The following is a 13616-nucleotide window of genomic DNA, read 5'->3' on the forward strand; positions in this document are numbered from 1 at the left end:
TGGTCCGGTGCAATGATCCGGAAGTGTCTGTGTCCGCCCGCGGCCATTCAATGGCAACGGACGGTGCCGGTAGCGTCGGCGAACGCGGCAGTTTACCGCAGGCGTTCGCCGGTCCGTGCCTCAGGTCTGGGGCAGGCGGTCGAGGGCTTCGCGCAGTGGCAGCAGGAACGCGGCAGCGTTGCGCGCGGCATCGGCGGGATCCAGCGCGTCGGCCATGGCGGCGACCAGCGCGCTGCCGACCACCACTCCGTCGGCGTGCACGGCCATGGCCGCGGCGCTGGCGGCGTCCTTGATCCCGAAGCCCGCGACGACGGGCACCTTGTCGAGCGCGCGGATCGCGCGTAGGCGCTCGCCGGCGGCGCCGGTGTCCAGATGGTCGCCGCCGGTCACCCCGGCGTAGGTCACGTAGTACAGGTAGCCGGTGGCCAGCGCGAGCAGGCGCTGCATCCGCTCGGCCGACGTGGTCGGCGCGGCGAGCAGGATCAGCGCCAGGCCGTGGCGGTCGAAGGCCTCGCGGTACTCGACCGCTTCCTCCGGCGGCAGGTCGACCAGCAGCGCACCGTCGATACCGGCGGCAACCGCCTGCTGCGCATACGCTTCCGGACCGCGGATCTCGACCGGATTGAGGTAGCCCATCAGCACCACCGGGGTGTCCTGGTTGTCCTCGCGGAACTGGCGCACGGTCTCGAACACGTAGTCCATGTCGGCGCCGCGGGCGAGCGCGCGCTCGGAGCTGTGCTGGATGGTGGCGCCATCGGCCATCGGATCCGAGAACGGCACGCCGATCTCGATCACGTCCGCGCCGGCGGCGACCAGGGCGTGCATCACCGGCATCGTGGCCTCCAGCGACGGGTCGCCAGCGGTGATGAAGGGCACCAGCGCCTTGCGGCCTTGTGCTTTCAGTGCGGCGAAACGGGCGGCGATGCGGCTCACAGCACCATCCCCTCGCGCTGGGCGATCGTGTGCACGTCCTTGTCGCCGCGACCGGAGAGGTTGCACAGGACGATCGCATCGGCGGGCAACCCGCGTGCCAGCTTTACCGCCTGCGCCACCGCGTGGCTGGACTCCAGCGCCGGCAGGATGCCTTCGGTGCGGATCAACTGGTGGAACGCGGCCAGCGCTTCCTCGTCGGTGATACCCGCGTACTCGGCACGCCCGGCGTCCTTCAGGAACGCGTGCTCCGGCCCGACGCCGGGGTAGTCCAGACCGGCGGAGATCGAATGGGTCTCGATGACCTGGCCATCGTCATCGCACAGCAGGTAGGTGCGGTTGCCGTGCAGGACCCCGGGTCGACCCGCGGCCAGCGAGGCGGCGTGGCGCCCGCTGTCCATGCCCTCGCCCGCCGCTTCGGCGCCGACGATGCGGACCGCGGGATCATTGAGGAAGGCATGGAAGATGCCGATCGCGTTGCTGCCGCCGCCGACGCAGGCGGTCACCGCATCGGGCAGGCGTCCGTATTCGGCGAGCATCTGCGCGCGTGCCTCGCGGCCGACCACGGCATTGAAATCGCGCACCATGCGCGGATACGGATCCGGGCCGGCCACTGTGCCGATGATGTAGAAGGTGTCGGCGATGTTGGTCACCCAGTCGCGCATCGCCTCGTTGAGCGCATCCTTCAGCGTGGCCGAGCCGCTGGTCACCGGCACTACGCGGGCGCCCAGCAACTGCATGCGGTAGACGTTGATCTTCTGGCGCTCGATGTCGGTCGCGCCCATGTACACCACACATTCCAGGCCCAGGCGCGCGGCAACCGTGGCGCTGGCGACGCCGTGCTGGCCGGCGCCGGTCTCGGCGATGATCCGGGTTTTGCCCATGCGGCTGGCCAGCAAAGCCTGGCCGATGGTGTTGTTGATCTTGTGCGCACCGGTGTGGTTGAGGTCCTCGCGCTTGAGCAGGATGCGCGCGCCGCCCACTTCCTCGCTCAGGCGGCGGGCGTGGTAGATCGGGCTCGGCCGGCCGACGTAATGGGCCAGGTCGTCCTCGAAGGTGGCGATGAACGCCGGATCGACGCGTGCGGCGTCATAGGCGTCGGCCAGCTCCTGCAGCGGCCCGACCAGGGTCTCGGCAACAAATCGGCCGCCGAAGCGCCCGAAGTGCCCGTTTTCATCGGGGTACGCGTGGTAATCGATGGGGGTATCGGATGGCAATGGGGAAGTCATGACTCGGTTTCACCGGGGGAGGTTTGGCGACCGCGGCAGTTGCCGCGCGCGGTGTCGGGGCCGTATCGGCAGAGCGGTGGGTTGGACGCGTCAGTCCAGCACGTGGCAGTCGGCGCGGCGCACCTGTTCGACGAAGCGGCGCATCCGGTCGCCATCCTTCAAGCCGGGCGCACTTTCAATGCCGCTGGAGACATCCACCGCCCAAGGCATCGTGGCGATGATCGCATCGAACACGTTGTCCGCGGTCAGGCCGCCGGCCAGCACGAAAGGCTTCTGCACGCCCGCCGGGATGCGCGACCAGTCGAATACCTTGCCGCTGCCGCCGCTGCCACCGGCGCCGTGGCTGTCAAAAAGAAAGCCGGCAGCGCTGGGGTACTGCTGCTGCAAGGCAGCAGGGTGCTCGTTCGCGATCGGGCTGCCCATCGCGATGGCCTTGAGGTAGGGCACGCCGAACGCTCGGCAGAATGCATCATCCTCGCTGCCATGGAACTGCAGCAGGCTGGGACGGATCTGGCGCACCACTTCGCGGACTTCCTCGGCGGGGTTGTCGCTGAACAGGGCGACGGAATCCACCATCGGCGACAGCGCCTGGCGCATGGCGCGCGCCTCCGCCGGGGCGATCCGGCGGCTGCTGCCGTGGGCGAACACGAAACCGATCGCGTCGGCGCCCAGCTCGCAGGCAAGCCGCACGTCGCCCGGCCTGGTGAAACCGCAGAACTTGATCCGGGTGCGAAACAGGGTCCGCTTCAAGACAACGTCCTCAACACTTGCTCCTGATGGCCGGACGTTCCGGCCGCTCCGCGCTTGGCGGGCCCATGAATATAGTCCGGAAGCACGCGCGCGTCGCGCCGCTCACAGGGTGACTTCAGCGGGCAGCTGCCAGTGGGCGGGGTAGCGCGGGCCGATGAACACCAGTCCTGCCGAGGGCGCCGTCGGGCCGGCCCGGCTGCGATCGCGCCCGTCCAGCACCTCGCGCAGCCAGCCGGCCGTACGCTCACCCTGCCCGACCAGCAGCAGGCTGCCGACGATATTGCGCACCATGTGATGGAGAAAGGCGTTCGCCTGGACCTCCACCGTGACCAGGTCGCCCTCGCGCGTTACGGCGATGTGGTGCAGATCGCGGCGCGCGTGCGGCGCCTGGCAGTGCACGGTCCGGAACGCGGAAAAGTCATGTTCGCCGAGCAGATCCTGCGCGGCCTGGTGCATCGCGTCGGCATCCAGCGGTTTGCGCACCCAGCTCAGGTACTGGTGCTGCAGGGCAGGCCGGATCGCGCGATTGAGGATGGTGTAGCGGTAACGCCGCGCACGGGCGGAAAACCGGGCGTGGAACTCGTCGGTCGTGGGCACGCACCATTTCACGCACACCGACGGCGGCAGGTTGCTGGTGGTGCCCAGTACCCAGCCACGCGGGTCACGCTGCGCCGGGCCATCAAAATGCACCACCTGGGTCGCGGCATGCACACCGGCGTCGGTGCGACCGGCGCACACCACGCCAATGCTTCGGCCCGCGACGATGCTGACGGCATGCTCCACCGCTGCCTGCACGGTGGGTTCGCTGCGTCGCCCCGGCTCGTCGCGCCTGTTCAGCCGCTGCCAGCCCGAGAAATTGCCGCCGTCGTACTCCACGCCGAGCACCCAGCGACGCTCTGCCGGCGGGGTCTGCGCGTCCGCGTCAGCCCGCGGGTCGTGCGGGACCGGGTCCGGCAACGTGCCGTTGTCTGTTGGCACCGCTTATCCCAGCTCCCGCAACAGGCGCGTGGCCTGCTGTCGCGCCTCCAGACTGCCGCTGACCTCCAGCTCGCCCAGCAACTGCCGGGCGCTGTCTTCATCGCCCAGGTCGAGGTAGGCACGCGCCAGTTCGAGGCGTTCCATGCCCGGCGCATCGTCGCCACCGAGGGGCGCTGACGGCCGGACTGCCGGCGGGCGAGGCTCGTCATGCGATGCATCGGCAATCGCCGCGGAGGCCGAACGCGGGGGCTCGTCGCCGGCCGCAGTCGCGGCGGCCCCGTGCCACGCGGGGGCCGTAGCAGCAGCGGCCGCGGTCAAATCCGCGTCCTCCGACGTCGGCACGGGCGATTCCGCAAAGGATGGGGATGCTGCTTCCCGGCCCGATGGCACGGCCGGATTTGCGTCGGGGAGATCATCGCCCGCTGACTTGCCCATCGCGGCCGCCGGATGCGCCAAGTTCGGGGTCAGCGCATTGACTTCCGGATCCGCAGTCGCAGCAGCGCCGACAGCGGAACCGGCAGCAAAACCCGGCGCCGGGGTCGAGGACGCGGGCGCCACCGGCGCCCGGAAGCGCGGTACCGAGTCCACGCGTCGGCGCCACCACCAGACAGCCACGAGTGCCAGCACCAGGAGCGTCCCGCCCACCAGCCATGGCACCGCGGAGCCACCTGCCTCGTCCGCCGGGGCGGTCGACTGGGCGGACTGCGCCTGGGCCAATTGCTCCTGCGCGGATGCAAGCTCGGCGTCCTTCATCGCGAGCAGCTTCTGCTGGTCGGACTGGAGTTGCTCGAGGGTATCGATGCGACTCTTGAGGTCGGCCAACTCCGCGTCCCGGGCCGCGAGGGTTTCCGTGGTCGTCTGCAATTCCTGTCGCACCATGTCGCCCTCGCCTCCGGCACTGAGGCCTGATTGGGTACCCGCGCGCGACGCATCACTGGCGCCGGGCGGAACAATTTCCAGTCGCGCACCGTCGGCGGGCGCGACCGCCGGCGCGGCGGCCGCGGTATCGCCCGGATCCTGGGAAGCGTCTCCAGCCGCGTCCGCCACCTGCGGCTGCGGGACCGGCTGCGATGCGACCCGCCACGCGCTGGTCTGTTCGCGCACCTGTGCCGCTGCCTGCGCGGCGGTGATCGCGGCAACCTCATCGGCGGCTGGAATCCGCAAGACCGCGCCCTGCTTGAGCATATGGATGTTGCCGCCGATGAACGCGTCCGGATTCGCCTGCAGGAGGGCGATCATCCGCTGCTGCAGGTTGCCGTCCATTTCCAGACCCGCCGCGATTTTCGACAGGTGTTCACCGCTCTGCACCGCGCCGTAGCGGGTCGGTGGTGACGCCGGTTGCGCGGGCGTCGGGATGGCGGGCACCGGATCGTTCGCCTCCAACGGGCGCTCGTCGCCGGCATCGACATCGGCGGCCGCGGACGGCCGGGTTTGCTCCGCCACAGCGTCGCGGACAATCGCATTGCTCGGCGCCTGGGTCGGCGCCTGGATGGACGGCTGCGCCGACGCAGCCAGCGTGCGCGGCGCGTCCATCAGCGTGGAGTATTCGCGAACCAGCCGGCCCTGGCCCCAGTCGACCTCGACCAGGAAGCTCAGCAGTGGCTGTTCAATCGGCGCCACGCTGGTGACCCGGATCACCGGTCGACCCGCATCGTTGAGCGCCGGCGTGAACTGCAGGTCCGCAACGGCGCCCTGCGGAAGATCCAGACCGATGCGGGCAAATGTCTCCGGCGAGGCGAGGCCGGCGCGCAGGCCTTCCAGCTCGGAGGGATCGCTGGACACGATCATGATCTCGGCCAGCAGCGGCTCGCCCAGCTTGGACTTCAACTGGATCTGGCCCAGCCCCAGCGCCGCCGCGGCCCCACTGGCAAGCATCAGGACCAGCGCCAGCGCGGCGCGCATCAATGGATTCACAGGCACCCCCCTCGATTCCCCTGCCGGGGACTCTAACGGCGCAGGCAGCGCGCAGCAATGCGCGCGCGGGAACGTCATTGACGCTCCGCCACGACCAGTTCGGCCAGCTGTACCGCGTTCAGGGCAGCGCCCTTGCGGATGTTGTCGGCCACCACCCACAGCGACAGGCCACGCGGATGAGAAATGTCCTCGCGGATGCGGCCAACATAGACCGGGTCATTGCCCGAGGCATGGGTCACCGCGGTCGGATAGCCGCCATCGATGTGCTCATCGACCACTTCCAGCCCCGGCTGCGCCCGCAACAGTTCGCGTGCTTCTTCGGCGGTGAGTTTGTCCCTGGTCTCGATGTGCACGGCCTCGGAGTGGCCGTAGAAAACCGGCACACGGACCACCGTGGCGTTCACCCCGATGCGGTCATCGCCGAGGATCCGGCGCGTTTCCCAGACCAGCTTCATCTCCTCGGTGGTGTAGCCGTTGTCGATGAAGTCGCCGCCGTGGGGGATCACGTTGAACGCAATCTGGACCGGATAGACGTTGGACTCGACGCTGCGGAAATTGAGCATGTCGGCAGTCTGCTTGCCCAGCTCGTACATCGCGGCGCGGCCGGTGCCCGATACGGACTGGTAGGTCGCGATGTTGATCCGCTCGATGGTCGCGCGGCGGTGGATCGGCGCCAGCGCCACCATCAGCTGCATCGTGGAGCAGTTCGGGTTGGCGATGATGCCGCGCGGGCGCTCGCGCAGTGCGTCGGGGTTGACCTCGGCGACGACCAGCGGAACGTCCGGGTCGCCACGGAACTCGGAGGAGTTGTCGATGACGACGGCGCCGGCCGCGGCAAATTTTGCCGCGTACTCGCGCGACACGCTGCTGCCGGCAGCAAACAGGGCGATGTCCACGCCGCCGGGATCGAACCCGGCGATATCCAGCACCACCAGCTTGCGCGCGCCGTACTCGAGCTTTTCACCCGCCGAGCGCTCGCTGGCCAGCAGGTGCAGTTCTCCGATGGGGAACTGGCGTTCGGCGAGGATCGCCAGAAGGGTTTCGCCGACCGCGCCGGTGGCACCGACGATCGCGACGTTGACGGGCTTGCTCATGACAGGGCTATCCGGGAATTGCTGTGGGGTGGGGAGGGTTGGCACCTCGACATCACCGCATTGGGCGCGGTGCCGCAGCGCCTGGTCCATCAGGACCGCAGCCACCATCGCCTCGCAGATCGGCGTCGCGCGGATGCCGACGCACGGATCGTGGCGACCGGTGGTGACCACTTCAACGGTATTGCCATGGATGTCCAGGCTGTCGACCGGCAGGCGCAGGCTGGAGGTCGGCTTGAAGGCGACCGAGCAGGTCACGCGCTGGCCACTGCTGATGCCGCCCAGGATGCCGCCGGCATGGTTGGACGCGAAACCGTCCGGGCCCAGCCCGTCGCGATGCTCGCTGCCCTTCTGGCCGATGGCGCCGAAACCGGCACCGATCTCCACGCCCTTGACCGCGTTGATGCTCATCAGCGCGCCGGCGAGTTCGCCGTCGAGCTTGCCGTAGATCGGCTCGCCCCAGCCGGGCGGAACGCCGTCGGCCCAGACATCCACGCGTGCGCCCACCGAGTCGCCGGACTTGCGCAGCGCGTCCATGTACGCCTCCAGCTGCGGGACCTGGGCCGCGTCGGGCCAGAAGAACGGGTTGTCCTCCACCACCGACAGGTCCATCGAGGCCGGGCGGATGTCTCCGAGCTGGGAGAGGAAGCCCTGGATGCGGATGCCATGGCGCTGCGCCAGCCACTTCCTGGCGATCACCCCGGCGGCGACGCGCATCGTGGTTTCTCGCGCACTCGAGCGCCCGCCGCCACGCGGGTCGCGGATGCCGTACTTGTGCCAGTAGGTGTAGTCGGCGTGGCCCGGCCGGAACTGCTCGGCAATCTTCGCGTAGTCGCGGCTGCGCGCGTCGGTATTGCGGATCAGCAGGGCGATCGGAGTGCCGGTGGTGCGGCCCTCGTAAACGCCGGAAAGGATCTCGACCTCGTCGCTCTCGTGGCGCGCCGAGGTGTGCCGCGACTTGCCGGTCGCGCGGCGCTCAAGGTCGTGGCGGAAGTCCGCAGAATCGATCTGCAGGCCCGGAGGACAACCATCCACCACGCAGCCGATCGCCGGCCCGTGGCTCTCGCCGAAGGTGGTTACCGCAAACAGCTTTCCGTATGTGTTGCTGGCCAAATTGGTGCCTCCACGGGGCGACGGCCGGGCCGGGGCCGCACCCGGTACTGATTCAGCCGCGAGCGTCGGCCAGGTCCTTGATCCTCGCATGATGGGCGACCAGATCGGCGCGCTCGGCGACGAAGATCCCCATCTGGCCCACCTTGAACTCCACCCACGCCAGTGGCAGCTCAGGCAGCAGCTCGACCAGCGCGCGCTCCGCCTCGCCAACTTCGCAGATCAGCAGGCCATCGGTCGACAGGTGCTCCGGCGCGTCGCGCAGGATCTTCAGGGCCAGGTCCAGTCCATCCTCGCCGGCGCGCAGGCCGAGCTCGGGCTCGTGGGCGTATTCGGCCGGCAGCGCATCGGTCTCGTCGTGGGTGACGTAAGGCGGATTGGTCACGATCAGGTCGTAGACCTCGCCCTGCAGATCGTTGAACAGGTCGGATTTGCGCAGGCGCACGTTGTCGGCCAGCAGGCGCTGCTGGTTCTCCGCCGCCAGCGCCAGCGCGTCGTCGTCGATGTCCACGCCGTCGACCTGCCAGTGCGGGTGGTAGTGGGCTGTGGCGATGGCGATGCAGCCCGAGCCGGTGCACAGATCGAGGACGCGGCTGACCTCGCGCCCGCCCAGCCACGGCTCGAAACCGGCTTCGATCAGCTCGGCGATCGGCGAACGCGGCACCAGCGCGCGCGGATCGGACTTGAAGCTCAGCCCGGCGAACCAGGCCTCACCGGTCAGGTAGGCGGCCGGGATGCGCTCGTTGATGCGGCGCTCCAGCAAGCCCATCACGCGCTGCTTCTCGTCGGCGGTGACGCGCGAGGCGCCATAGACCGGACTGAGGTCATGCGGCATTGACAGCGCGTGCAGGACCAGCTGGGTCGCCTCGTCCAGGGCGTTGTCGTAGCTGTGGCCGAACGCCAGGCCTGACTCACCCAGGCGGCTGCCGCCGAAACGGATCAGGTCGATGATCGAGATCTGCTCGAACTGGGCGGAGCCGAAATCGGCGCGGTCGACGGTCATGGCGGCAGGCTCTGCGGAAGATCGGCGATTATAGCGGCAGCGGGCGGCTATCATGGCCGCTGATCCGCTCCACCACCGGGCTGTCCATGTTCAACCGCAGCACCCTCGTCATCCTGTTCATCGCCCTGGCCGCCGGGCTCGGATTGCTCGCGTCGAAGCATTTCTTCGGCAAGTCGGCGCCATCGGCGTGGCCGCAGACGAGCGCGGTCAAGCTGTTCGATCCGCCGCGGCCGTTGCCGGACTTCAGCCTGCGCCAGTCCGACGGCACCCAGCTGGTCCCGGGCGAACTCAACGGGCACTGGACGCTGGTGTTCCTGGGGTTCACCCACTGCCCCGACATCTGCCCCCTGACGCTCTCGCAGATGGCCCAGGCGCAGCAGCAGTGGGAGTCGATTCCCGACGCGGTGCGTCCGCGCGTGCTGTTCGTCTCGGTGGATCCGGAGCGCGACACGCCCGACCGCATCGGCGAGTATGCCCATGCTTTCCACAAGGACACCCTGGCGGCGACGGCGGACATTCCCTCGCTGGAGCGGTTCGCCCGTTCGCTGAGCCTGGTGTTCGCCAAGGCGCCGCCGGAAGACGGCGCACCGGCGGACCAGTATTCGGTCGACCACAGCGCGACGATGGCCGTGCTGGATCCGCAGGGCCGCATGTCCGGCGTGGTCCAGCAGCCCTTCGACCCGGCCGCGCTTGCCGCCGACCTTGCCGCATTGACCGCCGCCAGCGCGCCCTGAGAGTCCCATGAGCCTCACCACCCGACTCACCTATGTGCTGCCGCACCGGCTGCTCTCGTCGATGGCGCGCCGCCTCGCCTACTCCGACAACCCGCGCCTGCGCGCCTGGCTGATCGACACGGTCACCCAGCGTTTCGGCGTTGACCTGTCGGAGGCGGCGAAGTCCGATCCGGCCGACTACCCGACCTTCAATGCCTTCTTTACCCGGGCGCTGAAACCCGGCGCGCGCGTTGCCGACCCGGACCCGCGCGTGCTGGTGATGCCGGCGGACGGACGCGTCAGCCAATGCGGCGCGATCACCGCCGATGCCGATGGCAGCGGCCGGATCTTCCAGGCCAAGGGCCAGTCGTTCACCACCGCCGAACTGCTGGGCGATGCCGACGCGGGGCGCGCATTCGACAGGGGAATCTTCGCCACGGTGTATCTGTCACCGCGCGACTACCACCGCGTGCACATGCCCTGGACGGGACGCCTGCGCGAGACGGTGCACGTGCCGGGCCGTCTTTTCAGCGTCGGCCCGGCGGCCGTGCAGCACGTGCCGCGGCTTTTTGCCCGCAACGAACGCCTGGTGTGCCACTTCGATACCGATTTCGGCCCGATGGCCGTGGTGATGGTCGGCGCGCTGCTGGTCTCGGGCGTGGAGACTGTCTGGAGCGGCGAGGAAATCCCGGCCTACGGCACGACCACCACGGTCAAGGACTACCGGGGCGATGACATCACGGTGGAGCGCTTCGAGGAGATGGCCCGCTTCAACTACGGCTCGACCGTGATCGTGCTGCTGCCCGCGGGCGTGGCCGACCTCGCGCCCGGCCTGGGCCCGGAGGCGCCGGTCAAGCTGGGTCAGGCCCTGGCCACCCTGCGACGCTGACTGTGCGGCCCGGCGAACCGGGCCTGCGCGGCCTTACCTGATCGCCCTTCCCGGCTCGCTGGCGACCAGCTCGCGCGCCATGTCCGCGCGCGGCCCGCGAATGCACTGGCGCTTGTAGAGGCCGGCAATCCGCGTGGTCGCCTGCAGGATCGTGCCGGCAGGCAGACGATCGTCGGCCTGGTAGCGCGGGTTGTAATTGCGCAGCGCGCGCATGTAGCCCTCGCGCACGCCACGGTTGCCCAGGCAGATCGTCAACTGGTAGATCGACGCCGGCTGCTCAAGACGCAGCTGCACCGGCTTGGGATCGACCTTGGGCAGCGTCAGGCCGTACTCGTCCGGGTGCAGGAACAGCCATGCCGCCGCGATCACCATCGGCACGTAGTCGCGGGTTTCCGGCGGGAACTGCGCGTACACGTCCGCATCCCAGAAGCCCTTGCCACCCGCCCCCTGGTAGACCCGCAGTGCGCGCCCTTCGCCGCCGTTGTAGGCGGCCAGGGCCAGTTCGATGTTGCCGTTGAGCTCGCGCATCCGCTCGTTGAGATAGGAGACGCTGGCCTCGGAGGCGGCGTAGGCGTCGTAACGGGTATCAAACCCGGTGCCGTCGTCGCCCAGGCCGAAGCGCTTGCCGGTGGCGTACATGAACTGCAGCGGCCCGGCGGCGCCGGCGCGCGAGGTCGAATGGACGCGTCCGTTGGATTCCTTGGCCAGGATGCCAAACAACAAGGCCTCCGGCAGTCCGGCGCGCTCGTACTGCGGCCACATCAGGTGGCGCATGTACTGGTAGTTCTCGTAACTGGTCAGCAGCGCGCCGCGCATGTCCGTCAGCCAGCGGCGGATGCCTTCCTGCACCGCCGGGTTGTACTGGACCATGCGGTCGAAGCGATGGCCGTCGTCGTCCAGCAGGGCTGCCGCTCGAGCGGCCTCGGGCACGTCCTCGGCGAACGAGGTGATGTGGTGGCCGGCGGTACCCGGCGGCAGTTCGTCGAACAGCAGGTCGCTGCCCTCGATGTCGGCGGTCAGCTTGAGCAGCCGTTTGTAGGTGCTCAGCAGCGATGGCACCGAGCAACCGCGCTGGCCCGAGCAGGCGGCGACGACGTCCTCCATGTCCTCCAGTGCCTTGTCGGCCTCGCCGCTGCCGGCCGGATCGGCGTTGCCCATCTTCACCAGCGCCTGCTTGTAGGCGGTTTCGGCAGCCTCCATGCGGGCGGTGATGGCATCAACCGCGGCCTGGTCGCGGCGCGACAGGGCGGTGGCATCCACGGACATCGTCAGCAGGGCGGCGCCGAGAACAGCGGCGAGCAGGCGGGGAACACAGTGTTGTGCGGGCATGGGATCAGGCAAGGGGAAGCGGCATGCAGGGTAGTCTGTGCCGAGCAGGCACCGCAATCGACCGCCTGCACCGCCGCCCGTCAGGCCATAGAATCAGCCGCAGTCCCGCCCTGGAAACCCGCATGCCCACTCTTCCGCCAGTGCTCGTCGGCAAGGCCGTCACCACGCCGCAGTCATTGCCAGAAACCGACGGCAAGGTCTTCCTGCTGCCACGGCTGGGCAACCGCCACGGCCTGGTTGCCGGAGCGACTGGCACCGGCAAGACCGTCACCCTGATGACCCTGGCGGAAGGGTTCTCGCGGATCGGCGTGCCGGTGTTCCTGGCCGACGTGAAGGGCGACGTCGCCGGCCTGGCGGTGCCCGGCTCGATGAACGACAAGCTGCAGGCGCGGATCGACGAGATCGGCGTCGACGACTACACAAGCGAGGGCAGCCCGACCCTGTTCTGGGACCTGTTCGGCAAGCTTGGCCATCCGGTGCGCGCCACGGTCACCGAGATCGGCCCGACCCTGCTGTCGCGGATGCTCGAGCTCAACGACACCCAGTCGGGGGTGATGGACATCCTGTTCAAGGTCGCGGACGACCGCGGCCTGCTGCTGCTTGATCTGCCCGACTTGCGCGCGATGCTCAACCTGCTGGCGGCCGAGCGCAAGACGATCTCCACCGAGTACGGCCTAGTCAGCAGCCCATCGATCGGCGCGATCCAGCGCGCCCTGCTGCGCCTGCAGTCCGACGGCGGCGACCACTTCTTCGGCGAGCCTGCGCTGGAGCTTTCCGACATCATGCGCACCAACATCGATGGCCGCGGAATGATCAGCATCCTCGCCTCTGACAGTCTGATCCTGAAGCCGCGGCTGTATTCCAGTTTCCTGCTGTGGCTGCTGTCGCAACTGTTCGAGCAGTTGCCTGAGGTCGGCGACCTGGACAAGCCCAAGCTGGTGTTCGTGTTCGACGAGGCGCACCTGCTCTTCAACGACGCACCGCCTGCCCTTCGCCAGCGCGTCGAACAGGTCGTGCGGCTGATCCGCTCCAAGGGCGTGGGCGTTTATTTCTGCTCGCAGTTTCCCGACGACGTGCCAGACAACATCCTCGGCCAACTCGGCAACCGCGTGCAGCACGCCCTGCGCGCCTTCACTCCGCGCGACCAGAAAGCGGTGCGCACGGCCGCCGAGACCTTTGTCGCCAACCCCGAGCTGGACGTGGCCAAGGCGATCGGCGGGCTGGGTACCGGCGAGGCGCTGGTATCCACGCTGCAGGACAAGGGCGTACCGATGCCGGTGGAGCGGACGCTGGTGGCGCCGCCCCGCTGCCGCATGGGTTCGATCACCGATGCCGAGCGCGACCAGGTGCGCGCAGGCAGCCCGATCGGTGCCAAATACGACAAGCGCATTGACCGCGAATCGGCCATGGAGTTGTTGGCGCGCAAGGCCGACGCCGCCGCCAGCGAGGCGAACGCTCCCGATGCGAAGCCCATCACCGGGGAGGCCGGCGGGTTCGGCCAGTCCATCCGAGACATTGTCTTCGGTACCAAGCGCCGCCAGGGGATGGTCGAGACCATGGCCAAACAGAGCGCCCGGACCGTGGGCAACCAGGTCGGGCGACAGATCCTGCGCGGCGTCATGGGCGGTCTGTTCGGCGGCAAGAAATGAATCATCCGAAATGACTTACCGGCAACCCAAG

General features: G+C 68.8%; 10 protein-coding genes and 2 pseudogenes. 3 read left to right on the forward strand and 9 right to left on the reverse strand.

What is annotated here, in order from left to right; translation table 11 throughout:
- Positions 1-120: 120 nt before the first annotated feature.
- The 8 genes and pseudogenes from trpA to prmB form a co-directional block, all read right to left on the reverse strand.
- Positions 121-933: a tryptophan synthase subunit alpha gene (gene trpA / locus INQ41_RS08520; protein WP_193983615.1), complete on the reverse strand. Its 813-nt coding sequence runs from the start codon at positions 931-933 to the stop codon at positions 121-123.
- Positions 930-2159, reverse strand: coding sequence for a tryptophan synthase subunit beta (trpB, locus tag INQ41_RS08525; protein ID WP_193983617.1), 1230 nt, complete (start codon positions 2157-2159; stop codon positions 930-932). The genes trpA and trpB overlap by 4 nt, the downstream gene beginning before the upstream one ends.
- A gap of 90 nt (positions 2160-2249) precedes the next feature.
- On the reverse strand, positions 2250-2909 hold the full coding sequence (locus INQ41_RS08530) for a phosphoribosylanthranilate isomerase (RefSeq protein ID WP_193983620.1): 660 nt from the start codon (positions 2907-2909) through the stop codon (positions 2250-2252).
- Between the two features lie 102 nt (positions 2910-3011).
- Positions 3012-3794, reverse strand: coding sequence for a tRNA pseudouridine(38-40) synthase TruA (gene truA / locus INQ41_RS08535; RefSeq protein WP_228076795.1), 783 nt, complete (start codon positions 3792-3794; stop codon positions 3012-3014).
- A gap of 96 nt (positions 3795-3890) precedes the next feature.
- Positions 3891-5789 (reverse strand): type IV pilus assembly protein FimV, encoded by a 1899-nt coding sequence (locus tag INQ41_RS13355; RefSeq protein WP_193983622.1) that lies wholly within the window; start codon positions 5787-5789, stop codon positions 3891-3893.
- 86 nt (positions 5790-5875) lie between these two features.
- The gene (locus INQ41_RS13280; RefSeq protein WP_228076796.1) at positions 5876-6895 is read right to left on the reverse strand and encodes an aspartate-semialdehyde dehydrogenase; all 1020 of its coding nucleotides are present in this window, start codon (positions 6893-6895) and stop codon (positions 5876-5878) included.
- Positions 6896-6943: 48 nt separating this feature from the next.
- Positions 6944-8005 (reverse strand): annotated as a pseudogene (aroC, locus tag INQ41_RS13285) (chorismate synthase); the annotation flags it as partial.
- Positions 8006-8057: 52 nt separating this feature from the next.
- Positions 8058-9005 carry a 50S ribosomal protein L3 N(5)-glutamine methyltransferase gene (gene prmB / locus INQ41_RS08550; protein WP_193983633.1) on the reverse strand — a complete coding sequence of 316 codons (948 nt, stop codon included), beginning with the start codon at positions 9003-9005 and terminating at the stop codon, positions 8058-8060.
- 86 nt (positions 9006-9091) lie between these two features.
- Here prmB and INQ41_RS08555 point away from each other — a divergent pair, with 86 nt between their 5' ends.
- Together INQ41_RS08555 and asd are read left to right on the forward strand one after the other, a co-directional pair.
- Positions 9092-9739, forward strand: a complete 648-nt coding sequence (locus tag INQ41_RS08555; protein WP_193983636.1) for an SCO family protein — start codon at positions 9092-9094, stop codon at positions 9737-9739.
- Positions 9740-9746: 7 nt separating this feature from the next.
- Positions 9747-10607, forward strand: coding sequence for an archaetidylserine decarboxylase (gene asd / locus INQ41_RS08560; RefSeq protein ID WP_193983638.1), 861 nt, complete (start codon positions 9747-9749; stop codon positions 10605-10607).
- A 39-nt stretch (positions 10608-10646) separates the two neighbouring features.
- Here the strand turns inward: asd and INQ41_RS08565 are convergent.
- Positions 10647-11936, reverse strand: a pseudogene (locus INQ41_RS08565) (transglycosylase SLT domain-containing protein); the annotation flags it as partial.
- A 122-nt stretch (positions 11937-12058) separates the two neighbouring features.
- Between INQ41_RS08565 and INQ41_RS08570 the strand changes: the two are divergent.
- Positions 12059-13585: a helicase HerA-like domain-containing protein gene (locus INQ41_RS08570; RefSeq protein WP_193983642.1), complete on the forward strand. Its 1527-nt coding sequence runs from the start codon at positions 12059-12061 to the stop codon at positions 13583-13585.
- Positions 13586-13616: the final 31 nt, after the last annotated feature.

The sequence above is a fragment of the Lysobacter ciconiae genome, from assembly GCF_015209725.1.
In the GTDB taxonomy this organism is placed as follows: domain Bacteria; phylum Pseudomonadota; class Gammaproteobacteria; order Xanthomonadales; family Xanthomonadaceae; genus Novilysobacter; species Novilysobacter ciconiae.

Coding starts and splice junctions, on each gene's coding strand:
- INQ41_RS13280 (WP_228076796.1), bottom strand. CDS start 6,895: ATGAGCAAGCCCGTCAACGTCGCGATCGTCGGTGCCACCGGCGCGGTC.
- INQ41_RS08570 (WP_193983642.1), top strand. CDS start 12,059: ATGCCCACTCTTCCGCCAGTGCTCGTCGGCAAGGCCGTCACCACGCCG.
- prmB (WP_193983633.1), bottom strand. CDS start 9,005: ATGACCGTCGACCGCGCCGATTTCGGCTCCGCCCAGTTCGAGCAGATC.
- INQ41_RS08555 (WP_193983636.1), top strand. CDS start 9,092: ATGTTCAACCGCAGCACCCTCGTCATCCTGTTCATCGCCCTGGCCGCC.
- trpB (WP_193983617.1), bottom strand. CDS start 2,159: ATGACTTCCCCATTGCCATCCGATACCCCCATCGATTACCACGCGTAC.
- INQ41_RS13355 (WP_193983622.1), bottom strand. CDS start 5,789: ATGCGCGCCGCGCTGGCGCTGGTCCTGATGCTTGCCAGTGGGGCCGCG.
- asd (WP_193983638.1), top strand. CDS start 9,747: ATGAGCCTCACCACCCGACTCACCTATGTGCTGCCGCACCGGCTGCTC.